Raw genomic sequence first — 22,402 nt, forward strand, 5'->3', positions numbered from 1 at the left:
ATTCCCTTCCACGGGGAAGCCTTCCAGCAGAAGGGAGTCTTTTCCTGAACAACAACAATAAACTTCATCACAGCTTTCATTTTAGCTCAGGGCTCATCGGAAGAAAAGCATTATTGCGGGTTCTTGATAAAACGGATAAACGCATGCGATCCGGTGACGATGAGGAGCTCCTGGTATTTCAGCTTCCGCTGTTTTTCCCGGATCCAGGCGTGCGGGTCTCCAGTAAAGGGCAGTCCGGGGAATTCTTTTTCCCATTCTTCCTGCGTCATGCCCCGCTCATCCGGCATGGCGGCGGCGGTTACTTCCCCAAGCTGCTGCATCGTTTCCACCATTTGGTGAACCGGTTTATCCCTCATGACAGCGGTAAGAAACGATACGCGTGGATATCTGGCAGCCGTGTCACACAGAGCTTCCACTGCTTCTTTATTATGGGCTGTATCGAGAATAATTCCCGGGCCGAAAGCTTCCCACCGTCCGGGCTGCTCTGCTTTTTCCAGGGAGGAAAGTTTCGGCTTTACGAAAATTTCGGAAGCGGCAAGCGCTGCCCGGGCATTACGCGCCTGATGCTTCCCAGGGATAGGAAGCCAGGCTGTTTCCTCCCGGCACGTAAAAAGATCAGGCTCTGTAAATGTCCAGTCGTCGGGAAGGGGGGTCCATACCGCTCCTATCCGTTCCGCTTCCTGCCGGAGCCATTCGTCCGCTTCTTCATCACACGCAGAGATGCATGGAACTTCGGGGCGCATAATACCCGCTTTTTCCCGGGCGACAGCTTCCCGTGTATGTCCGAGAAATTCGGCATGATCCGTTCCGACAGAAGTTATAATCGTCGCTTCCGGCTTCCGGACAACGTTTGTTGCATCGAGCCGCCCGCCCATTCCGGCCTCTATAATCAGGACGTCCGGCTTAATAAGTTCTGCAGCCGCTGTAAAAACAACTGCTGTAAGCAGTTCAAACGAGCTGATTGTTTCCCCGCGTGTCTCCTCCACTTTTTCCACTGCCGGAAGCACAAGGTTTACGGCCTCCTCGAACAAGCCGGAAGAAACCGGTCTGCCTCCGCTCGTCAGCTGTTCATGACGCTCCCCCGGGGACGGAGTCATAAACGCCGCTGTTTTTCTGCCTTCTTCATGGATAAGCCGGTCGATAAATGTGACGACTGTGCCTTTGCCGTTCGTTCCGGCGACGTGAATGACCGGACAGCGGTTCTGCGGCTGTCCGAGTTCCTCCATCAGCGCTTCCATGCGGTCGAGCGAATACATAATCCCGGCCCCTTCTCTTTTCTCAAACGCCTTATCCGATGCCCCCATTTAAAAGCCCTCCCTTTGCTGGATTGATTTTCTGGACGAAGAATGAAAAAATCATAGTATCTGTATATTATACATAAGGGAGTCTTTACATGACCAGTCACGTTTCCTGGCTCGTTTACAACGGCGGGCTCTACACTGAAAAATTTAAGGATTACCAGCAGCTGATGACCAAAGCGGCGGCACGGCACGGGGTGGAAATGCATCCTGTGGCCAATGATCAGCTGCTTGCAGCCGTGGGGATGGATTCCCCGCTTGTTCTGCCGGACCATCTTCCCGCGCCGGATTTCATTCATTTTGCCGATAAGGATATTCCACTCGCCGACACGCTTGAAGAAAACGGGTTCCGCCTGTTCAACAAGGCAGAAGCGGTCGCTGTATGCGATGATAAACGGCTCATGCACCGTGCTTTTGCCGCTTCCGGTGTCAGGCAGCCGGCAACGATTCTTGCGCCGATGGCATACCCGAATGTCGGCAGAAAAGATATCAGCTACATTGACCGGGTGGAAAAAGCACTCGGCCTTCCGATGGTAGTTAAAGAAGCTTTCGGGTCTTTCGGCGAGCAGGTATACTGGGTGGAAACAAAAGAGGCGCTTTACGATACAGCCGCGCGCCTTCAAGGGGTCCCCCACCTGTACCAGGAAGCCGTAATGGAAAGTTTCGGCCGGGACGTGCGTCTGAATGTGATCGGAGGCAAAGTGGCGGCGTCGATGAAGCGGACGTCGGAGCATGATTTCCGTGCCAACGTGACCGCCGGAGGCAGAACCGTGCCCTACGAACCGACCCGGGAGCAGAAGGAAGCAGCCCTTCACGCCGCGCGGGCTGTCGGAGCCGACTTTGCCGGAGTCGATTTGTTTTTGAATGAAGGATCACCGATCGTCTGTGAAATTAATTCCAACCCCCACGTCCGCAGCATTATTGAATGCACCGGCGTACACGTGGAAGACACTATGATCAGGCATATGATCAGCGAAGGAGGCAGGGTATGAAAGGGTGGCTGATTTATAAAGAAGAAGACAGAAAAAGAAACAAAACCTTTATTTCCTGGCTTCAGGAAGCCGGCTTCCGCCGTGGTATGCAGCTTGATGTAGTGACGTACGAAACGCTCGCTGTCAACCTTTCAGGAGACGGCCCGATGTTCACCGGAAGAACGAAACCGGATTTCCTTATCGTCCGCTCCTCTACACCGTGGCTGAATGAAGCGGCTGAAATGCACGGCCTCCGGGTGTTCAACCCGTCGTGCGTCAGCCGTACAGCCAACGATAAGCGTCTGAGTCATGCGCTTATGAGCAGTATCGGCGTCCCGATGCTGACGAGCACAGCTGTTCACCGCAATAATCTCCAGGATATCGTGCCGGTTTACCCGTTTATTTTAAAAGACCCGAGAGGACGCGGCGGCACCGGTGTGGAGTGGATCTCCCGCCCGCAGCAGATCGGTCCCGCCCTGAAAGAAGAACTGCTCATGCAGCCGGTCGGCGGTCAGCGCGGCAAAGACCTGCGGGTGTACATTGTCGGCGGACGGATCGTCGGCAGCGTCCTCCGGGAGTCGGAAACAAATTTCAAAGCGAATATTTCCATCGGAGGCACCGCCTCCCTGTATGACCTGACGGATACGGAACGGGACGTGGTGGAAAAGATCACTTCCTCCCTCTCCCTCGACTTTGCCGGGATCGACTTTTTGATACACGAAGACGGCACCCTCCTTTTCAATGAAATAGAGGATGCCGTCGGATGCCGCAGTCTGTATATGAACAGCTCCATTGATATTGCGGATGTATTTATCGGTTACGTGGCGGAACAGATGGCTTAAAACAATTTCTGCTTCAGCGCGTAGATCACGGCCTGGGTCCGGTCGTGTACGTCCAGTTTCATTAAAATGCTGCTTACGTGCACTTTCACTGTTTTTAAAGCAATAAAAAGCTCGTCGGCAATTTCCTGATTTGCTTTCCCTTCTGCCATGAGACGGAGGACTTCCAGCTCCCTTGCAGTCAGGGAATCATGTGCCGGCGCTTCTTTCGGGCGGCGCATGCGGTGCATGACTTTTTCTGCGACGGCAGGCTCAAGAACCGTTTTGCCGGCGTATGTATCCCTCACCGCCTGGGCAATATCCGCCGCCCTGGACGTTTTGAGCATATAGCTGAACGCCCCGGCTTCGAGCGCCGGGTACACTTTTTCGTCGTCGAGAAAGCTTGTCATAATGAGTACCCGCGCTTCCGGCCGGGCTTCCATGATCCGGCGCGTCGCTTCGATGCCGTCCATCGGCTCCATTACAAGATCCATAAGCACTACGTCCGGTTCGTGCTCCCTGTCCAGGCGCACTGCCTCTTCCCCGTTTTCCGCCTCTGCTACAACGTCGATGTCCGGCTGGGCTTTTAAATACGCCCCCACTCCAATCCGGACCATTTCATGATCGTCTGCAAAAATTACCCGGATCATTTCTGTCTTCCCCCTCTCTGCTACACAGGAATCTGCACTTCCACCCGTGTTCCTTCACCGGGGACGCTCACGATTTTAAACGTCCCGCCGACTTCCTCCGCCCGTTCTTTCATCGTTGTCATGCCATAGGATCCGTGGGCTTCTTCTTCTACGATAAAACCTCTGCCGTTATCCGACACCTGCAGAATCACTTTGCCGTCCCGGCTGAGAAGCACCACTTTCATTTCTTCTGCTTCGGCGTGGCGGAGACTGTTGGATACAGCTTCCTGCAATATACGGAAAAGATGATCCTCCACTCCTTTATCGAGCTCCACCTCCTCAAGTCTGCTTTCGACGTTTACCGGTACTTTCTGCTGTAATTCGCCGAGCAGCTCCTCCATTCCTTCTTTAAGCGACTTTCCTTTTAGTGCCGCCGGCCTAAGGTGCAGCAGAAGTGCCCGCATTTCCAGCTGGGACTGGTTAATCATTTTTTCCACGAGCTGAAATTGTTCCCTCGCCCGGTTGTCCGTTTCCGTTTCGTTAATCGCTGCTGTAAGCATGGATGCTGCAAACAGCTGCTGACTGACAGAGTCGTGCAGCTCCCGCGCCAGTCTCGTCCGTTCCTGAAGCACGACTTCGTGAAGACTTTTTTCCCGTTCCGCTGCTTTTTCGGTCGTAATCTGCCGGAGCCGCTGTGTCTGCCGGATTGTTTTTTCCTGCAGTTCGTACAGTTTTCTTAAATGTTCCTCGTCTTTATCGGAAGGAGGCTCCAGCTGCATCTGCAGTGCCTGCTCTGTTTTTTCGTCCAAAAAGGTGCGGTAGTGCTTCCACTGGGAATGAATAAGAAGACCGGAGAGCAGGATGACGGAAATTAAAATTCCTGCGGTCAGCAGTACGTACGGCACTCCGAAGAAGCTTTCCTCCAGCAGCACAGCACGCCATACCGGCGGAAAGAGGACGAGTGCAGCAGCTGCTCCGGAGGCTGTCAGAAGACTGACATACAGTGCGGTTCTGCCTGGTACTGTCATACGCGCTTCACCTCCACGTCCCCGGAAAGCATGGAAATGATAATTTTGACGCGTGCTTTCGCTGCTTCGTAGCCTTCTGTTTCGTAACTGATCGTTTCATTCATTAATTTTTCTTTTTCCTCGAAGATCGACGCCGTGCCGTAAAACGTACTGTGATGAAACTGCACTTCCAGATCGTATGGGACGAGAACGGTAATTTTCCCGAAAAGATGTCGTATCGAAACAACCGCTGTATCGTGAATGACCGTATTGCTTAAATCGATTGTCTTGCTTCCGAAGCCTGACTGGACGTGAATATCACGCCACTGGTACGGTCCCTGGGGTGTGACCTGCCGGCCGGCGAACCGGTGTTTAAAAAGCGTGTCTTTTTTCTGGAGACTGCTTTCTTCTGCCATCCGGTCATCCGGACGGATCCACTCCTCCTCTTTATCCTGCTTCCGGTACTCAAGAAAAAGGAGTACAAGCACTGCCACAACAAAAAACTGGAAAGCAAACAGGCTCAGCGTCTGGGCAAGCAAGCCGACGATCCCAATCCAGCAGATAATTTTACCGAATGTTGTATCGTACTGTTTCCAGCCGATATAGGCCATGAGGCCGAGAATGACAATACCGGGAAGCATTTCCCCGCCGCGGCCGAGCAGTTCCAGTACAAAAAAGAGGAAAGTAAGAAAGATGACGGTGTTCAGCCGCTTCGTTGATATATTCCGCATCATTTCACCCTCCCCCTTCCCGCTCGTTTTTTTCAGTGTACCATTTCTTTCCTGTGGAAAGAACGTGCACTTTCCTTATTTTATGTAAGAGATGCCGCCGAAGAATCGCTCTCTGGCGGCCGTGTCTTTTTGTATTCGCTGCCTTGAAAAAAATGAATGTCCGCTGCAGCTTCCGGTAAAACGACCACGTTCGATCATCTTTCGAAACAAAGCAGAAGATGTAAAACGAACGATAGAGAAGGCGGGTTTCATCTACCCTGGTGCAACAATTTTGCATGAGTGTCTCTGTTGAAGCTCTACGTTATTTTTGAAAGCCGGCTGCAGCTCTTTACAACTGCCGTGTAAAAAACATGCGACTGTCCCTGCGTCCGGGAGGATCTGCACGCTTCCGCAGGCGTTTCTGCCCTGACACCGGTTTTATGGTATGAAGAACAGTGCTCATGAAAAGCAGAAACCGGCTCGTGGAAGAAGGAGGTGGGGAGATATCGCAGGGCGTAAGCTGGAGATCTCCTGCGCGGCAGGCCGATTGAAAACGAAATTTTTTTGCCAGAAGCAGCGAAGGCTTTAACAGAGACATGGATGCAGCTGAAAAATTGCCCCAAAACCATTTACGATGTGTAACGAAGGCGGGGACACCCGGAGGATCAGCGCCGTTCGACAATCCATTTTGGCGGACGGTTCTTCCGTCAAAATTAGTCGAGACCAAGCCCTCGGGTAAGCCCCGCTGAGAGTGAAGCGCTATTTACACCTCATAAACGAACGGTTTTCAAGGCAGCCTATTTTTCAAGAAAATCGGCTGGATCTTTTTTCGGTGCATGACGTTTCTCAAGCAGAATCAGCTGGCGTTCCATGTCGTTCATATCTCCCTTTTCTTCCGGTACCTGTTCTGAAGGTTTTTCTTCCGGCCGGGCTTTCATCGCACTCATTTCTCTCCGGAGAGCAGCTGCTTCCTCCCGTCGTTCTGCTTCCAGCTGGTCGAGTTCCATGTCGCGGAGGTCGTGCTTCAGTTCCTGAAAGGAATCCTCCAGTTCCCGCTGCTGTTCTTCCGCGTCCTTAATCATTTTCGCGAGCCGTTCACCGCGCATTTCATACGCTGCAATTTCTTTTTCTGCGTAGCCGGCAAGCACGTCCTCCCCTTCTTCCCGGGCAAGATGAAGCTGCCGGCGGCGGGAGGCAAGCGTGACATCCACCTCATCTTTTTCTTTTTCAAGTGTGCGGATCAGCTGCTTCTGGCCGTGAAGTTTTTTCTCCAGTTTCTCGGTTCTGCTTTTTTTAGCTGTGAACGTATCCGCCACGGCTTTCGATACGGAATTGTCTCCGGTCAGTTTCTCCCAGTCCTGCTTCATCGTTTCTTTCATTCGTTCCCATACGCTGTTCATAATAATTCTGCTCCTTTCGTCTGGTCATCCTGCCAGCTGCGGTACAGTACGTACAAAAAGTACAGGGCAAGCACACCGATAATAGCTGTGACGTTCGAGATCGTCATACTGAGGACAATCAGGCCGGCAAGTACCCAGCCCACTTTTGCGGCGGTCGATTCTGCTTTGGCAAACTGTCTGTAAATCACATACAGCAGCCACGCGCCGACTGCAAACAAAATCATTGGTCCGAGGTTCGCAAGTACAATGATAACCGCGATGATGATACCGAGAAATAATAGAAATTTCATTTCGTTTCCTCCTTCGCTTTTCTATATCTTTATTCTACGTCGTACCGTGTTTCTGCGTAATGAGCCGCCGCCGTATTTTCTAATAGGGCTGGAGGCGTAGCCGCTGTCGGGCGTTTGACCGGGCCGGTGATAAGGTAAAGAATAGGCAAGGCAGGTGATCGCTCATGGAACTGATTTTCCTTCTCCTGCTCGCTTTCGCTACGGCCGCATTCTGGGTGATCGGCCTGATTGTTCCTTACCGCCACGCAGAAGACGGATATGCTCCGGAGAAGAAGCTTTACTTATACGGCGCGGCAGGACTTGGCATTCTGCTCGGTGCCTATGCACTCGTGCAGATTTTCATTTAAGTTAAACGCATAATTGTTATAAGATGAGGAATTCTCTCCATCCTCCTGATACCTTTCTCCAGCACCAGTTTCATACAAAAGAAGGTTCAGGACATCCGGTCCTGAACCTTCTTTATTCATATTAATAATTCTCCTGCCGTATACCCTATCCCCGGAAGACGCCGGCTGCACCGGTGTCGACCGGCATTCTTTCTTCCGGAAGTACGACAAGCGGGACGTTACGTTTAAAAGCTATTTCCGTCAGATCACCCAGGATGTCTCCAGCCTGACGGTCTTCTGCCCGGCCGCCATTTACTTCTCCCGTATTTTCATCAACTTCCCCGGGTACTACTTTCCCATCTTCAATAATCAAATGGGCCAGGCGGTTTTCAATGAGGGCAGAGGCGATTTCCTCCAGATGCTGGGAGCCTTTTTCTTTTGCACGGGCCGTTTCAAATGTATCTACGACTTTTTTCGTTTTTTCAAGATACACCGGTTCGACGATTTCCCACGCGCGCTTCGTCAGTTCTTCAGGTTCAAGGGCACTGTACGCGCTCTTCACTCCGTTTTCCATTAGATGAGGGTTGCCGCTTAATTTGTGAAAGTGGCCGTGATGCTCCTTCACTGCTGCAAGAATAAGAGGCAGCTGTGTTTTTTTTGAATAATTTTCTGCTACGAACCGGTCCACATAGCGGAAAAACTTTTCCGTATCTTTATCCACTTCATCTTTTCTGCCGCCCTGTCCGAAATAGGCAGTACTTCCACCGCCGACTGATCCGTGGGCAAGGTGGGATTCTGTTTTTTGGTCGCCTATGACTTCTTCTTTAGTTTTCGGAATATCATTTGGAAGTTCCACTTTTTTTAATCCGTAACGGTTGCCTTCAAAAAGGCAGAAGGAATTTTTATCGAGTCCGAGCAGCTGGTAATCATCTGCAGATTGAAATACACGGATGAGCGGACTGATAAACGGCCGGTCCGAGACTGCTGCTGCCTGCTTCACCGGCCGTGCCAGCCGGTAAACAACGCACTGACCGCCTGCAGCAAAAACAGCAATTCCTTCCGGTACTTTCCTCCAGAAATCCCGGTCGCCGGCAAGTTCGTGAAACGGTTTTAATAAATTACCTGGGTCTTTATCCGGGTATTTTTCTTTAATCGTCTGCTCCAGGTCCTTCAGCATGTGGCGGAAAACAACTTCGTTCTGCTGCTTTTCCCTGCCCGCACGCTCCGTTGGCTGGTACAGGGATAAAAAAGGGGCAGCTTCTTCATAGAAAATATCATGGGGAAAGCGTTCTGTCAGTTCATACATACTTTTCTCCTCCATTCCGGTTCCATGGTTAATCCGCGGCTGTTCATCTGTTCTTTAAGGACGAAAAAACACCTTTCAAAAGTTCTTAAAAACGAACCCCCTCGTATCCCATTATACAATATCCCCGGCTGTCCGTCAGGAAAAAAATTACTTTAAATTCCTGGAGTTTTTCTATATCTTTTCCGCTGCTTTATCCAGCTCGTCAAGCATGGCAGTTCTTTTCGGATAATGTTCTTTGAGCACATGGATAAGCTCCAGACTCTCTTCCCGTCCGCCGGCTTCTGCCAAATCCCTCAGCTTGTATCCGACCTTTTTATATTTTTTCCGGTTCGTGGCATGTACTGCTATATCCATAATATATTCCTTATACGCCTGCTTTGCTTTTCCCGGAAATTCCTTTTCCAGAAGCGGATAATATATTTCAATCAGCTGACGCTCCTTGAAACAGCAGGCAAGCAGCCTGTCCAGGAGCTGCTCTTCTTCGCATATAGTAAGATATACGGCACCGCACATCCGGACTTCATCCAGCAGAGAGTCTCTTGCTTTTGGCCAGGATTCCGGATCATACAGCTCTTTCAGCCGGGTGTGGAATGTTTCGTCATAAAACATCCTATCTTCTTTAAGCAGTTCGATCAGCAGCTTTTTTTCTTTTTCCGTTTCGCCGAGCCCCCGGTAAATTCGTGCCTTATATTTTTCCAGCTGATGGATCACACCCGGATAAGATGTTTTTTTCGTGGAATTCTCCACAAGCTCCATTGCTTTTTTCCATTCCTTCTGTTCGATCATTTCCTCCACTACTTCGTAGAGAAAATCGGCGTTATCCTCCAAGTATTTCATTTTAAAAGCAAGGGCCGTTTCTTTTCCGTCATGCAGCTCAATCAAAAGACTTTCTGTTTCCAGCAGCTTCTTTACATTAAAATCCTGCGTCCGATTTTCTGCCAGTGTCAGCCTTGCTCTGTGCAGATAGTCCTCCAGCACCGGGCGCAGCTGGGGCTTACGGCGCGTAGTTACCGCGGCCGCCTCCCAGAAAGTATACAGCGGGTCGCTCCACCCCTGGTAGCGGGGATGTTCTGCTTCCTTTAACAATTCGTGAAACAGCTTTTCCGCTTCTTCCCCGTCTGTTTTTTTCGCTACTTCCAATACGGTATCCATGCTGTAAAAAAGGATTTCGCCTGCCTGACCGGTCGAATCGTCCATAAACTGCAGGCTGTCCACCACTTCTCCTATCACAAGAACTGCCAGTCTGGCCGCATGCAGTCCCTCTCCTTTTTCGAGGTGCCTGTCGACCTGAGCGAGAACTTCGCCGGCCCCGGTCAAAGCTTTACCGCTCTTGTAAGCCGGGATAAATCCTATCTGATCGGCTGCCTGCCTCATCGACGCGCGGATAAGACTTTTTGCAGCCTTCAGTTCATCCGGTCCAGCCGACTGCAGCCGGAGTCTCTGCCCTATTTTCTTGTCTTCCTCTGCCAGATTAAGTATGAAATATTCCAGCTCTTCCCTGCTCATTTCTTTTACGATCTTTTGTACAGCTTTCGACGCCATGTTTCTGCCCTCCGTTCTTTTTTATACAGGATTCCCGTCTTTCCGATTTTATATAGATTCGCTCTCTTCTCGTTTTCTACCTGCTTCTTTCCGCCCGTTATGTAAGTTTTTTCTGTTTCCGCCGTTCCATGCTGAACAAAATAACTCCAGCTAAAAACAGGAGTGTCGAGGCAGCAAGAGCGAATCCATCCCATTCGCTGTTAAAAATCGTAATGTTAACGAGGGTGACAAAATGCATAATGACAATGATGGCAAACAAACTGTAATAAGCTTTCATGGACACTCTCCTCTATCATTCATATTCAGAACCTTTTCTTCCTGAACACTAATTTTACCAGAAATAAGGGATGTTTTGGTTTTCCTCCCGGCACCGGCTGTAGAATTCTATTCAATAAATACTGTCTCTCCGGAAGGCCGGGATCCATCTTCAGTTACAGCGGCGAAAGCCGGCCGTGCTGTCTGCTTTTTCCTGAGATCAAATTAGATTATGTCAGAGACTGGACGGCTCAATAACCGGCACTGAACAAAAAAGTCCAGGACGGAAATATCCCGCCCTGGACCCTTTCAGTCATTTTCATGAACTGTCTTTATTTCTTTTTATGCTGGAACGCCTGGAACAGCTTCTCTGTGACCGGGCGCTCATCCGGCAGGTTCCGGCCGTCGATGCTGCTGATACTTAGAATCTCCATCGTTGTAGAGGTAATAAACGCTTCATCCGCTTCCAGCAGTTCATCGAGTGAAAATGCTTCCTCCTTGAGGGGAATATCATTTTCCCGGGCGCAGTCGATCGCTATCCTGCGCGTAATTCCATGTAGGATGCTGTTTGTCGCCGGGTACGTTTTCACCGTGCCGTCTTTCACTAAAAAGACGTTGCTGCTTGATCCTTCTTTAACGATACCATCATCCACAAACAACGCTTCATGGGCTCCGGCTTCCAACGCTTCCTGCTTGGCCATGACATTCGGCAGCAGGTTGAGCGATTTAATGTGGCAGAGCTTCCAGCGGACATCGTCCGTAGTAATGACCGGCACTCCGCTTTCACGCTTTTCCTCCGGTACAACACGGGCATTTTTTACGACGATCGAGAGAGCGGAAGCCCCCGGCACCGGGAACTGGTGCTGGCGTTTATAAATACCGCGGGTTACCTGCAGATAAATTTCCGCCTCTGTGATTCCGGAGCGGTTCAGTGCTTCCAGTGAAAGACGCTCGATTTCTTCCGGGGAATAAGGCAGCTCCATCCGGATAGCCGCTGCGCTTTTTTCGAGACGCTCCATATGCTCCGCCATCGTGAAAGGACGGCCTTCATAGACGCGGATCACTTCATAAATACCATCGCCGAACTGATGGCCCCGCTCCTGAATAGGGATTACCGGCTCATCGATTTCGACGAACCGGTCCTGGTAATAAGCAATTTCCGGCATAATACTATCTCCTTAATGTTTCAGTTCTTCGAGGCGTGCCTGTACTTTCTCACGCTGCTCCATGTAATCTTTTTCTTTCATGCGTTCTTCTTCGACGACTTTTTCCGGTGCTTTGGCGATAAAGCCTTCGTTCGAAAGTTTTTTCTGAAGGCGTGCTACTTCCCCGTCGAGACGTTTCACTTCTTTGCCGAGGCGGTCGATCTCCGCATCGAGATCCAGAAGTCCTGCAAGCGGCATGTAAAGCTCCACACCGGAAAGGACGGAACTCATCGATTTTTCCGGCGCCTGGAAGTCGGTGCCGACGGTCAGTTCTGTCGGGTTGCAGAATTTTTCGATATACGCTTTGCCGCGCTCCAGCTGACCGAGTACTTCCTCATTGTCCGCTTTTACATACAGCGTAATGCCCCGGGACATCGGCACGTTCAGCTCGGAGCGCGTGTTTCGTACCGAACGGATAATTTCCTGAAGCAGCTGCATGTCCTTCACTGCCTGACGGTTGGAAAATTCATTTTCCACCGGCCACGAAGCAACGGTTATCGAATCTCCTTCATGCGGAAGGTGCTGCCATACTTCTTCTGTCAGGAACGGCATAAACGGGTGCAGCAGACGCATCGTCTGGTCCAGCACATACGCGAGAACAGAACGGGTCGTATGCTTCGCCTCTTCGTCCTCTCCGCTCAGCGGCAGCTTGGCCATTTCGATATACCAGTCGCAGAAGTCATCCCAGATGAAATTATAGAGCGACCGGCCGACTTCTCCAAACTCGTAATGATCGATATACTTTGTGACGTGGGCGATCGTTTCGTTCAGCCGGGTGAGAATCCATTCGTCGGCAATCGACTTCGGTCCCGTCAAATCCATTTCCTCATACTTCAGCCCGTTCATGTTCATAAGGGCGAAGCGGGAGGCATTCCAGATTTTGTTGCCGAAGTTCCAGTTGGCTTCGACCTTCTCCCAGTAGAAGCGCAGGTCCTGTCCAGGGGAGCTTCCTGTGCTCAGGAAAAAGCGCAGCGCATCGGCACCGTAGCGGTCGATAACGTCCATCGGATCGACCCCGTTTCCGAGGGATTTACTCATTTTGCGTCCTTCGGAATCGCGCACAAGTCCGTGTATGAGCACGTCTTTAAACGGACGCTCTTCCGTAAAGTGCTGCCCCTGGAAAATCATCCGTGCCACCCAGAAGTAAATAATGTCGTAGCCGGTCACAAGAGCATCGGTCGGATAGTAGCGCTTAAAGTCCTCGGCGTTTTCATCCGGCCAGCCCATCGTGGAAAACGGCCAGAGAGCGGAAGAAAACCACGTGTCGAGTACGTCTTCATCCTGTTCCCAGTTTTCCGGGTCTTCCGGAGCGGTACGGCCGACGTAAATTTCACCCGTTTCCTTATGGTGCCACGCAGGGATACGGTGACCCCACCATAACTGGCGGGAAATACACCAGTCACGGATATTTTCAATCCAGTGCAGGTATGTTTTTTCAAACCGGTCCGGCACGAAGTTGACTTTGTCTTCCTGTTTCTGCAGCTCAATCGCCTGGTCGGCAAGCGGCCCCATTTTTACGAACCACTGCGTCGAAAGATACGGTTCCACAACAGCACCGCTCCGCTCGGAGTGACCGACGCTGTGTTCATGATCTTCAATATCAAACAGAATGCCTTCTTCCTGCAGGTCTTTTACGATCTGCTTCCGGCACTCGAAACGGTCCATGCCTTCATATTTTCCGGCATTTTCGTTCATCTGTCCGGATTCATCCATCACAAGTACACGCTCCAGGTCATGGCGGTTGCCGATTTCAAAATCGTTCGGGTCGTGAGCCGGCGTAATTTTGACTGCCCCGGATCCGAATTCCATGTCCACGTAATCATCGGCGACAATCGTCATTTCGCGCCCGACGATCGGCAGCTTCACTTTTTTGCCGATCAGATGGCTGTACCGCTCGTCTTTCGGATGAACAGCGACAGCCGTGTCCCCGAGCATCGTCTCCGGACGCGTCGTCGCGACTTCAATGTGCCCGGAACCATCTGCGAGCGGATAGCGCATATGGTAAAAGGCCCCTTTTACATCATGGTAAATGACTTCAATATCGGAAAGCGCGGTCTGCGTGGATGGATCCCAGTTGATAATATATTCGCCGCGGTAGATGAGTCCTTCCTCATACAGACGGACGAATACTTCCCGCACCGCATCCGAAAGACCTTCATCGAGCGTGAACCGCTCGCGGGAATAATCAAGGGAAAGCCCCATCTTGGCCCACTGCTCACGAATAAAGGAAGCATATTCCTCTTTCCATTCCCAGCTTTTTTCGAGAAATTTCTCCCGTCCGAGATCGTAGCGGGAAATTCCTTCTTCTTTCAGCTTTCCTTCCACTTTCGCCTGCGTCGCAATACCGGCATGATCCATCCCCGGAAGCCAGAGTGTATCATAGCCCTGCATCCGTTTTGTCCGGATAAGAATATCCTGGAGCGTCGTATCCCACGCGTGACCAAGGTGGAGTCTTCCAGTGACGTTCGGAGGCGGGATAACAACCGTATAAGAATCTCTGCTTCTGTCTCCGGACGCTTCAAAAAACTTTCCTTCCTTCCAGTACTCGTACCATTTTGCCTCCGTTGCCTGCGGATCATATTTCGGCGGCATGGAAATGTCGTGCTGCTGTTCTGCCATCGGCTTTTCCTCCTGTATATTGTATATTTGCGCATACAAAAAGCCCTCCTGCGTCAAAGGACGAAGAGGGCTGTTTTCCCCGCGGTACCACCTTTGTTTACCGGAAACGATACTTTTGGAAAGATATCTGCACACCTTTCCGGTTTGTTTTTCCGGCACACTCCCGGCCTTAACGCGGCTGAAACGTCCCCGGCTGCTGAATCGGTCACCGGGGCTGCTCCGGGGCGACTTCCTGCATTCCATGACAGACGGCCTTACAGCGGCACAATGCCGGCCGTCCTCTCTGAGAAATGTGCATGCAGTACTACTCCCCATCAGGGCATGTTCTATACACGTATTTTACAACGGCATGCCCGAAGAATCAATACTACTTGTCGATAACGCCTTTCTGCACACCGTTTTCCTTATATAATTTCAAAAAGTGTTTATGCGACCTGCGGAGATTATCCGGCAGAGCTGTTAGAGGAAACCACCGCAGCTCCACCGTTTCTTCATCTGAATCCGACAATTCTCCAGCGGGGGCTTCGCACGTATATAGACCGGTCACTGCATAATACGGGTCCCCGTTCGGCGCTTCCACGTAGTAATCTTTCCCCGAAAACATTCCGAAAGCGTGCATGTCCTCTTCCGGAAGAGCCAGGCCCGTTTCTTCCTTCACTTCCCGTACCGCTGTTTCTTCAAAGCTTTCACCAGGCTCCATTAATCCCCCCGGCAGCCCCCATTCGCCTTCTTCTCTTTTCTGCAGCAGTATATCATCTTCTATCGTATGTATAATCACTGCTGCCCCAGGGAGAAGGAGCGTTTCCTTCCCTAAGGATTCTCGTAATTTCTTAAAGTAGCTCATCCGCTTTTCCCCTCTCTTTGTTCAATCCGGCCGATTATCTGTAAGCCTGTCCAGTTTTTCTTCAATTGCGCGAAGACGTTTATTTCTTTCCCGCGAGGAGCGGACAAAAAAGACAGCCAGGTAAATTCCACCGCCTAAAAAAAGGAGCGGAAGAACGAGGGCAATCAGCTGATATACAGCTGCAGCTATTTCCATAGTTAAACGATCCCTCCTTTGTACTCACTGTATGAAGGCACTATTTATCAAAAATATGCAGTCGGTATTTGCTGGAGATATCCTCGAGGATTTTCAGGCCGGCTACGCTGTTTCCTTTTCCGTTAATTGCCGGACCGATAATACCGATACCCATTTCATGCGGCGGGGCAGCGAGAATGCCGCCGCTCACTCCGCTTTTTGCAGGAATTCCTGAGCGTAGAAGCGTTTCCCCGGATTCATTATACATCCCGGCCGTCAGCATAATCGAGAGGGAAATTTTCACGGCTCTCGGCAGGTTTTTATGTACAACCTGGCCCTGGGACCGCCCTCCTGTTGACAAAAACAGCCCGATCTTCGCCAGATCGGAACACGTAACTTTAATAGAACAGAGCCGGAAGTAAAGCTCGAGTGCTTTCTCGACATTTGTATCGATCACACCGGTACTTTTCATAAAGTATGCTAAGGAGCGGTTCCGGTCGCCGGTCAGTATTTCTGATTGAAATACTTTTTCATCGTATTCGAGGTTATCCCGGCCGATAATGCCGCTGATAAACTGGCAGACCCGTTCGTACTGCTCTTCCACATTATTTCCGTGGATCATGGAGGAGACCGCGATGGCCCCGGCGTTAATGAGCGGATTCAGCGGACGGTTTTCCGGCTTTGATTCCAGCTCTGATACGGAATTAAAAGGCTCCCCGCTTGACTCCATGCCGACTTTGGAAAACACCTGGTCCGGCCCGTTGTCGAGTACGGCGACGAGCAGATTTATCACTTTGGAAATACTCTGCAGCGTAAAAGGAGTTTCACAGTCCCCGACGCTCGTTATTTTCCCATCCGGTGAAGCAATCGTCAGTCCGATCTGATCCGGATCCGCATAAGCGAGCTCCGGAATGTAATCTGCCGTATTTCCCAACTTTGCAAAGGGCCGGTTCCGGTCCAATATTTCCTGCAGTTCTCCTCTATCCATGTTCGTCACTCTCCTTCAGCGTCACTACCTATGTAAACACAGTTACTTCTTCTCTTCCCTACCTTCTATAGAAAGAAACACTTCTTCAGCGGCCGGCTGTTCCTGGAAGAGAAAAAGTTCTTCCAACCGGAGCTGATCCTGTTTAATTAAAAGCTATAGAGATAATAAATAGCCGTTTTCGTTTCCACGGGAAGACTTCAGCTAATTTCTTGCGCGCGGCTTTTATCGTCTCAGAGTCTTCCATCTCCACTACAGCTGGTAAAAAAGACAGGGCATAAACAGGCTCCGTTCCTATGTTTAAATAAAGAAGTTACCTTACTGGAAGGCTGCCTTGAAAATAAAAAAATGAACGTCCGCCTTCGTTTCCATGGAGAGGCTTTCCGAGCGGACCGGCCTCAGCTAATTCTGTCCTCCTTTTGTCGGTCAGAATGGATCTTCGGCTCTGTCTTCATCGCTCTGGAGTCCCTCCATGTCCACTACAGCTTCCGATAAAATGATCACGTTCTGATAGAGAAAGCATGCGGCTGTCCTTCCGTCCGGGATGATCTGCGTGGTTTCAAGCGTCAGATAGAATCCAACATCAGCGAAGTGAAATTATAATAAATGATATGATAATAAAAGAGAATTTAATTCCAGATATAGAAACTTATGATACACCTGGATTATCTGAGGTTTGCTGTATAAAGGCTATTTCTTTATTTAACTAACTGGGAGAGGTCTTATTTTAGAATGGAGATAAAAATGAACATTAAAGAGATAATTAAAGAACTGATTCACCATAATATAATTCAATCGAGAACCATAGAATATGAGAAATTAAATGGAGGTACTGTCAGTGAATTGTACCTTCTTCATAACTATGATGGTACTAAGTTTGTTGTTAAGTTAAATGAAAAACAAATTTTAAAATCAGAGATGTATTTTCTTGATTTCTACAAGAAATTGAACCTGTTACCTAATCTTCTCTTTGTTGAGCAATCATATAATTATATAGTCTATTCATTCATTTCTGGAAAAACAAACTTCAGAGTAAAAAATAAGCAGGAAATGCTTACAACACTTGTGGATGAAGCTATAAATAATTATAAAACCGTTCCGAATGTTATTGGGTTTGGCTACACAGATGAATTAACAGATTCCTGGGAAGCTTTTCTTTTGAATGAGATTATTGAAGTAAATAAGCTATTAAAACCACATTTACCAGGCGATGAATATAACTTTGTACTTAATGTTTTAGAAAACCTAAAGAACCAGGACACAGAAAGAGAAAAATATCTATTACACGGTGATTGTGGAGTTCATAATTTCATTTATAACGATGGAGAATTAAGAGGCGTAATTGACCCAACTCCTGTTATCGGATATCCCCTATATGATTTAATCTATGCTTTTTGTTCTTCACCAAATGATTTAACAATAGAAACTATAGACTCAGCAGTTAGTCATTTGGTGATTAAAGGGGAAAAAAATACTTCAACTTTATACGACGAAGTAATTATTGGTTTGTACCTTCGTTTAGGGGCTTGTATTAAACATCATCCATATGATTTTGAGAAATACCTTAATGCCTGGTACTTCTGGAAAAAGTTAAGCAAAACCGTGCAATTATAAGTTTACCCTTCTTCAAGTAACAGGTGCGTTAGTTGAAGAAGACAATAAAACCAAACATAAATTTCAGTTTTATGGAGGTTATGTTTTTTTATATGAATATCAACATTGCTTTAACAGAGCCATTCAAATAAAGAAAAAGGTGTTTAAAAATCATTTTTTATTGCCCTGTTCCAGCCGCAGGGAATGCTCCGAGGCGAGATAGGACGAGGCGAAGATCCGTTCAGGAGGGAATTAGCTGCCCGCTCGGAAAGCGTTCCGTCAGGCGGAAGCAGGGAAGCCTCTGCCTATACATAAACAATACTTTTTCAGACGTTTAAAAGCTGCCCCACATATATGGGACAGCTTTCTTTAGTCCGTCTTTATCGCCGGAGCTTAAAGACATGAAACAATTTTATATCGATTTTGGCAGCTGTACTTTACTTGCGCTCTTCTGAAATAACGGAAAAAGCTTTTTCCGCTGCAGCGATCGTCTTTTCAATATCCTCTTCCGTGTGCTTCGTAGAGAGGAACAGCCCTTCAAACTGGGACGGCGGTACAGAAACTCCGTTTTCCAGCATGAGGTTAAAGTAACGGCTGAACATGTCCAGATCTGATGTTTTCGCTGTTTCGAAGTTTCTTACCTCTTCATTGGTGAAGAAGAAACCGACCATCGATCCGGCACGTGTCGTCCAGTGTGGAATGCCGTGCTTCTCTGCAGCTTCGGCCATGCCTTTTTCCAGCCGGTCCCCGATTTTATCGAAGTAGTCATAGCTTTCCGGTGTGAGCTGACTGATCGTTTCAAAGCCTGCTCCCATCGCAAGCGGATTGCCGGAAAGAGTCCCTGCCTGATAAATGTCCCCTGCAGGAGCAATTCTCTCCATAATGTCACGGCGTCCGCCGAAGGCTCCAGCCGGAAGACCGCCGCCGATCACTTTTCCGAGGCACGTAAGATCCGGTGTTACACCGAGCTCTCCCTGCGCACAGTTATAGCCGACGCGGAACCCGGTCATCACTTCATCGAATATTAACAGCGAGCCGTATTGTTCCGTAATTTCACGGATGCCTTCAAGAAAGCCTTCCTCCGGGCGGACAACGCCCATGTTGCCGGTTACCGGTTCAAGAATGACGCCGGCAATATCGTCCCCGAAGTTTTCAAATGCCACTTTCAGGCTTTCCAGATCATTGTAAGGTACCGTCAGCGTGTTGGAAGCAACGGATTCCGGTACTCCCGGGCTGTCCGGAAGGCCGAGTGTCGCCACGCCGGATCCTGCTTTAATCAGCAGGGAATCTCCGTGCCCGTGGTAGCAGCCTTCGAATTTCAGAATCTTATTTCTGCCGGTATAGCCGCGTGCAAGACGAAGAGCGCTCATCGTTGCTTCGGTCCCGGAGCTGACCATACGTACCATTTCAATGGACGGGACACGGTCGATTACGAGTTCTGCCAGCTTTGTTTCCATTTCGTGCGGTGCACCAAAACTTGTCCCTTTCGCTGTGAGATCCTGCACGGTTTCCACGACTTTGTCATCCGCGTGTCCGTGGATGAGCGGTCCCCAGGAAAGCACATAATCAATGTACTCATTCCCGTCCAGATCCCATAGGCGGGAGCCTTTTCCTTTGTCAAAATAGACCGGGTCGCGCCCGACGGAATTAAACGCCCGCACCGGACTGTTTACTCCGCCCGGCATAAGTGGTTTTGCCTGTTCAAATGCTTTCGAAGATTGATTCCAGTTCATCTGTATCACCTCGTCAACGATTTTGTTCTTACGATTCTTTCAGCCAGTCGGCTGCGTCTTTCGCGTAGTAGGTTAAGATCAAGTCTGCTCCGGCACGCTTCATACTCGTCAGTTTTTCCAGCACGACAGCTTTTTCATCAATCCAGCCGTTCTGTGCCGCTGCTTTGATCATGGAGTATTCCCCGCTGACGTTGTACGCGACAATCGGCACGTCCTCCCGGTTCCTTATGTCGCGGATAATATCAAGGTAGGAGAGGGCGGGTTTCACAATCAGAAAATCCGCTCCTTCTTCCACATCGGAAGCGGCTTCGCGGAATGCTTCCCGGCGGTTGGCCGGATCCATCTGATACGTTTTCCGGTCTCCGGACTGCGGCGAGGAATGGGCAGCGTCCCGAAACGGTCCGTAAAACGCCGAAGCGTATTTTACGGCGTAGCTCATGATCGGGATGTTTTTATAGCCCGCTTCATCAAGGCCCTGACGGATGGCTGCAGTAAAGCCGTCCATCATGTTGGAAGGCGCGATGATGTCCGCCCCCGCCTCCGCCTGGGAAACAGCGGTCTGCACAAGCAGATCCAGCGATTCATCGTTCAGGATTTCCCCATCCTTTACGACACCGCAGTGCCCATGATCGGTAAACTGGCAGAGGCACGTATCTGCTATAATCGTAAGATGCGGATGAGCCGCTCTGATCTGTCTTGTCGCACGCTGTACAATGCCTTCTGTATCATAGGCGCTTGACCCAACCGCATCTTTTTCTGCCGGTACACCGAAAAGAATAATTGTTTCAATCCCTTTTTCCACCGCTTCCGCCACTTCTGCATCCACACGGTCCAGGGACCACTGATACACTCCCGGCATCGAAGCTACCGGATTTTTAATATCGTTCCCGTCCATAACGAAAATCGGATAAATAAAATCTTCCGGACGTACGTGTGTTTCGCGCACCATGCTGCGGATACCGGATGTCCGGCGCAGCCGGCGGTGCCGGTCAAAAGTTACATTCATACGGTCACCTTCTTTTTTATTATCGTCGTAACGAGCGCTTCTATCGTATAGGTCTCCGGTGTTATCACTTCCCGGTCCGTATACTTTCGAATCGCTTTTTCAGTAATACTTCCTATACTTCCGAAGAAAAGATTTTCCGGGAGATCAGCCGGAGCTGCTTCAAAAAAAGCATGTACGGCCGAAGGACTGAGAAAAAGCACCCCATCCACCTGCTCCAGCAGCGGTACGAGCCGCTCTTGAGCGTCCGGATCGGGTACTGTATCGTAAAGTACGATGTCCTCCACTATGCGGCCGTCTTCCTCCAGCAGATGCTTCAATGCCGGACGGGCCCGGCGGCTGCGGGGATAAACGATCCGGTCTTCCCGGTGGGCCGTTTTTATCAGCGCCTCTGCAAGAGCCTCTGCATCGAACCTTTTTGGCACGAGATCGACCGTATAGCCTTTACTTTCAGCACAGGCCGCTGTTTTCGGACCGACGCAGGCAATGCGTGCTTTCGGTTTATCCACTGACAGCCGGTGCCAGAACTCCACCGTATTCACACTCGTAAAGACGAGCCAGTCGCTCTCTTTCAATTCAGGGAGATGTACTTCTTCCGCTTCTATACGGATAAGCGGAAGGTCCACACTCTCTGCCCCCGACTCTTCCAGGACCGTGCGGAGCGGAGCCGCCTGGTGGGCAGCTCTTGTATTCAGCAGCTTCAGTCGTCTCCGTTCCATCCTATCCCTCTATTCGTCGAGTTCCGCTTTTACTTTGTCGAGTACTTCCTTTGCACCTTCATCGAGCATTTTCTGTGCAGCCTGCCGTCCGATGGCCGCACCGTCAGCGCCGACAACGTGCTCTTTAAATACCTGCTTTCCGTCCGGAGAAGCGACAAGTGCGGTCAGTTCCACCTCGTCATTCTCCGTCAGTTCGGCATAGCCGCCGATCGGCACCTGGCATCCACCTTCCACGGTATGAAGAAAAGCACGTTCCGCTTCTACTGTGCGGGCCGTCAGCGGATCGTGGATTTTCTTGAGAAGATCGAGAATTTCCTGGTCGTCCTCGCGGCACTCGATGCCGAGGGCACCCTGGCCGACTGCGGGAATGCATGAAGCCGGATCAAGAAACTCCGAAACGATCGAAGGATCCCAGCCGACCCGTTTTAAACCGGCTGCGGCGAGAATAATCGCATCGTACCCTTCTTCCCGGCACTTACGGAGCCGCGTTTCAATATTGCCGCGGATCCACTGGATTTTCAGATCCGGCCGCTGAATAAGTACCTGTGAGCCCCGGCGGAGACTGCTCGTACCGACGACTGCTCCTTCCGGAAGCTCCGCGAGTTTTACCCCGCTGTTGGAAATAAAGGCATCGCGCGGGTCTTCTCTTTCCGGCACGGCACCGATTGTCAGTCCTTCCGCAATGACAGACGGAAGATCCTTCATACTGTGCACCGCCATATCGATTTCCCCGTCATACATCGCCTGCTCGATTTCTTTAACGAACAAACCTTTTCCTCCGACCTTGGAAAGTGTCACATCGAGAATTTTATCCCCTTTTGTTACGATTTCCTTAATTTCAAACTCATATGGCACGCCGAGATCCTTCAGCTTGTCTATCACCCAGCGGGTCTGGGTCATCGCAAGGTTACTCCGGCGGGAACCTATTACTATTTTACGCATAATGCGCCTCCTTCAGCTTATACTACGGGTTTT

The 22,402-nt window shown here is 50.1% G+C and carries 22 protein-coding genes and 1 other annotated feature; of the genes, 4 read left to right on the forward strand and 18 right to left on the reverse strand.

The window, feature by feature from the left end; genetic code table 11:
• Window positions 1-110 precede the first annotated feature (110 nt).
• Entirely contained in the window at window positions 111-1,304 is a 1,194-nt protein-coding gene (locus tag C6Y45_RS09995; RefSeq protein ID WP_107585088.1) for a bifunctional folylpolyglutamate synthase/dihydrofolate synthase, read from the reverse strand.
• Window positions 1,305-1,393: 89 nt separating this feature from the next.
• On the opposite strand from C6Y45_RS09995, the gene C6Y45_RS10000 reads away from it, so the two are divergent.
• Window positions 1,394-2,290 carry an ATP-grasp domain-containing protein gene (locus C6Y45_RS10000; protein WP_107585089.1) on the forward strand — a complete coding sequence of 299 codons (897 nt, stop codon included), beginning with the start codon at window positions 1,394-1,396 and terminating at the stop codon, window positions 2,288-2,290.
• Window positions 2,287-3,111 (forward strand): ATP-grasp domain-containing protein, encoded by an 825-nt coding sequence (locus C6Y45_RS10005; protein WP_160058295.1) that lies wholly within the window; start codon window positions 2,287-2,289, stop codon window positions 3,109-3,111. Before C6Y45_RS10000 ends, C6Y45_RS10005 begins: the two co-directional genes overlap by 4 nt.
• Here C6Y45_RS10005 and C6Y45_RS10010 read toward each other — a convergent pair.
• The 5 genes from C6Y45_RS10010 to C6Y45_RS10030 form a co-directional block, all read right to left on the reverse strand.
• Window positions 3,108-3,737 carry a response regulator gene (locus C6Y45_RS10010; protein WP_107585090.1) on the reverse strand — a complete coding sequence of 210 codons (630 nt, stop codon included), beginning with the start codon at window positions 3,735-3,737 and terminating at the stop codon, window positions 3,108-3,110. The two genes, C6Y45_RS10005 and C6Y45_RS10010, sit on opposite strands and share 4 nt — an antisense overlap.
• Window positions 3,738-3,757: 20 nt before the next feature.
• The gene (locus C6Y45_RS10015; protein ID WP_107585091.1) at window positions 3,758-4,744 is read right to left on the reverse strand and encodes a sensor histidine kinase; all 987 of its coding nucleotides are present in this window, start codon (window positions 4,742-4,744) and stop codon (window positions 3,758-3,760) included.
• Window positions 4,741-5,457 (reverse strand): cell wall-active antibiotics response protein LiaF, encoded by a 717-nt coding sequence (liaF, locus tag C6Y45_RS10020; protein WP_107585092.1) that lies wholly within the window; start codon window positions 5,455-5,457, stop codon window positions 4,741-4,743. Before liaF ends, C6Y45_RS10015 begins: the two co-directional genes overlap by 4 nt.
• A gap of 773 nt (window positions 5,458-6,230) precedes the next feature.
• On the reverse strand, window positions 6,231-6,833 hold the full coding sequence (locus tag C6Y45_RS10025) for a hypothetical protein (RefSeq protein WP_107585093.1): 603 nt from the start codon (window positions 6,831-6,833) through the stop codon (window positions 6,231-6,233).
• Window positions 6,830-7,123, reverse strand: a complete 294-nt coding sequence (locus C6Y45_RS10030; protein ID WP_107585094.1) for a lmo0954 family membrane protein — start codon at window positions 7,121-7,123, stop codon at window positions 6,830-6,832. Before C6Y45_RS10030 ends, C6Y45_RS10025 begins: the two co-directional genes overlap by 4 nt.
• Before the next feature lie 164 nt (window positions 7,124-7,287).
• Here C6Y45_RS10030 and C6Y45_RS10035 point away from each other — a divergent pair, with 164 nt between their 5' ends.
• Window positions 7,288-7,470, forward strand: a complete 183-nt coding sequence (locus C6Y45_RS10035; protein WP_107585095.1) for a hypothetical protein — start codon at window positions 7,288-7,290, stop codon at window positions 7,468-7,470.
• Window positions 7,471-7,615: 145 nt separating this feature from the next.
• Here C6Y45_RS10035 and C6Y45_RS10040 read toward each other — a convergent pair whose 3' ends face one another.
• The 8 genes from C6Y45_RS10040 to glsA all read right to left on the reverse strand — a co-directional run bounded on the left by C6Y45_RS10040 (window position 7,616) and on the right by glsA (window position 16,382).
• Window positions 7,616-8,755, reverse strand: coding sequence for a baeRF3 domain-containing protein (locus C6Y45_RS10040; RefSeq protein WP_107585096.1), 1,140 nt, complete (start codon window positions 8,753-8,755; stop codon window positions 7,616-7,618).
• Window positions 8,756-8,926: 171 nt separating this feature from the next.
• Window positions 8,927-10,297, reverse strand: coding sequence for a hypothetical protein (locus C6Y45_RS10045; protein WP_107585097.1), 1,371 nt, complete (start codon window positions 10,295-10,297; stop codon window positions 8,927-8,929).
• Between the two features lie 97 nt (window positions 10,298-10,394).
• Window positions 10,395-10,574: a hypothetical protein gene (locus C6Y45_RS10050; RefSeq protein ID WP_107585098.1), complete on the reverse strand. Its 180-nt coding sequence runs from the start codon at window positions 10,572-10,574 to the stop codon at window positions 10,395-10,397.
• Between the two features lie 310 nt (window positions 10,575-10,884).
• Entirely contained in the window at window positions 10,885-11,718 is an 834-nt protein-coding gene (gene dat, locus C6Y45_RS10055; RefSeq protein WP_107585099.1) for a D-amino-acid transaminase, read from the reverse strand.
• A 12-nt stretch (window positions 11,719-11,730) separates the two neighbouring features.
• Window positions 11,731-14,376, reverse strand: a complete 2,646-nt coding sequence (locus C6Y45_RS10060) for a valine--tRNA ligase (protein WP_107585100.1) — start codon at window positions 14,374-14,376, stop codon at window positions 11,731-11,733.
• A gap of 53 nt (window positions 14,377-14,429) precedes the next feature.
• Window positions 14,430-14,703, reverse strand: a binding site (T-box leader).
• Window positions 14,704-14,743: 40 nt separating this feature from the next.
• Window positions 14,744-15,220, reverse strand: coding sequence for an NUDIX hydrolase (locus tag C6Y45_RS10065; protein WP_107585101.1), 477 nt, complete (start codon window positions 15,218-15,220; stop codon window positions 14,744-14,746).
• A 21-nt stretch (window positions 15,221-15,241) separates the two neighbouring features.
• Entirely contained in the window at window positions 15,242-15,415 is a 174-nt protein-coding gene (locus tag C6Y45_RS17535; RefSeq protein ID WP_160058297.1) for a hypothetical protein, read from the reverse strand.
• Window positions 15,416-15,455: 40 nt separating this feature from the next.
• Window positions 15,456-16,382 carry a glutaminase A gene (gene glsA, locus C6Y45_RS10070; protein ID WP_174703881.1) on the reverse strand — a complete coding sequence of 309 codons (927 nt, stop codon included), beginning with the start codon at window positions 16,380-16,382 and terminating at the stop codon, window positions 15,456-15,458.
• Window positions 16,383-17,111: 729 nt separating this feature from the next.
• On the opposite strand from glsA, the gene C6Y45_RS10075 reads away from it, so the two are divergent.
• Complete coding sequence (locus tag C6Y45_RS10075; RefSeq protein ID WP_107585102.1) at window positions 17,112-17,993, forward strand: phosphotransferase; 882 nt, start codon at window positions 17,112-17,114, stop codon at window positions 17,991-17,993.
• A 416-nt stretch (window positions 17,994-18,409) separates the two neighbouring features.
• Here the strand turns inward: C6Y45_RS10075 and hemL are convergent, their stop codons facing one another.
• Genes hemL through hemC form a run of 4 tightly spaced genes read right to left on the reverse strand, consistent with a single transcriptional unit; the run spans window position 18,410 to window position 22,369 of the window.
• The gene (gene hemL, locus C6Y45_RS10080) at window positions 18,410-19,705 is read right to left on the reverse strand and encodes a glutamate-1-semialdehyde 2,1-aminomutase (protein WP_107585103.1); all 1,296 of its coding nucleotides are present in this window, start codon (window positions 19,703-19,705) and stop codon (window positions 18,410-18,412) included.
• A 28-nt stretch (window positions 19,706-19,733) separates the two neighbouring features.
• Entirely contained in the window at window positions 19,734-20,711 is a 978-nt protein-coding gene (gene hemB / locus C6Y45_RS10085) for a porphobilinogen synthase (protein ID WP_107585104.1), read from the reverse strand.
• Complete coding sequence (locus tag C6Y45_RS10090; protein ID WP_107585105.1) at window positions 20,708-21,427, reverse strand: uroporphyrinogen-III synthase; 720 nt, start codon at window positions 21,425-21,427, stop codon at window positions 20,708-20,710. The genes hemB and C6Y45_RS10090 overlap by 4 nt, the downstream gene beginning before the upstream one ends.
• Before the next feature lie 9 nt (window positions 21,428-21,436).
• Window positions 21,437-22,369 carry a hydroxymethylbilane synthase gene (hemC, locus tag C6Y45_RS10095; protein ID WP_107585106.1) on the reverse strand — a complete coding sequence of 311 codons (933 nt, stop codon included), beginning with the start codon at window positions 22,367-22,369 and terminating at the stop codon, window positions 21,437-21,439.
• Window positions 22,370-22,402 lie beyond the last annotated feature (33 nt).

Origin of the sequence: Alkalicoccus saliphilus (assembly GCF_003044065.1) — a bacterium.
Lineage (GTDB): Bacteria > Bacillota > Bacilli > Bacillales > Salisediminibacteriaceae > Alkalicoccus > Alkalicoccus saliphilus.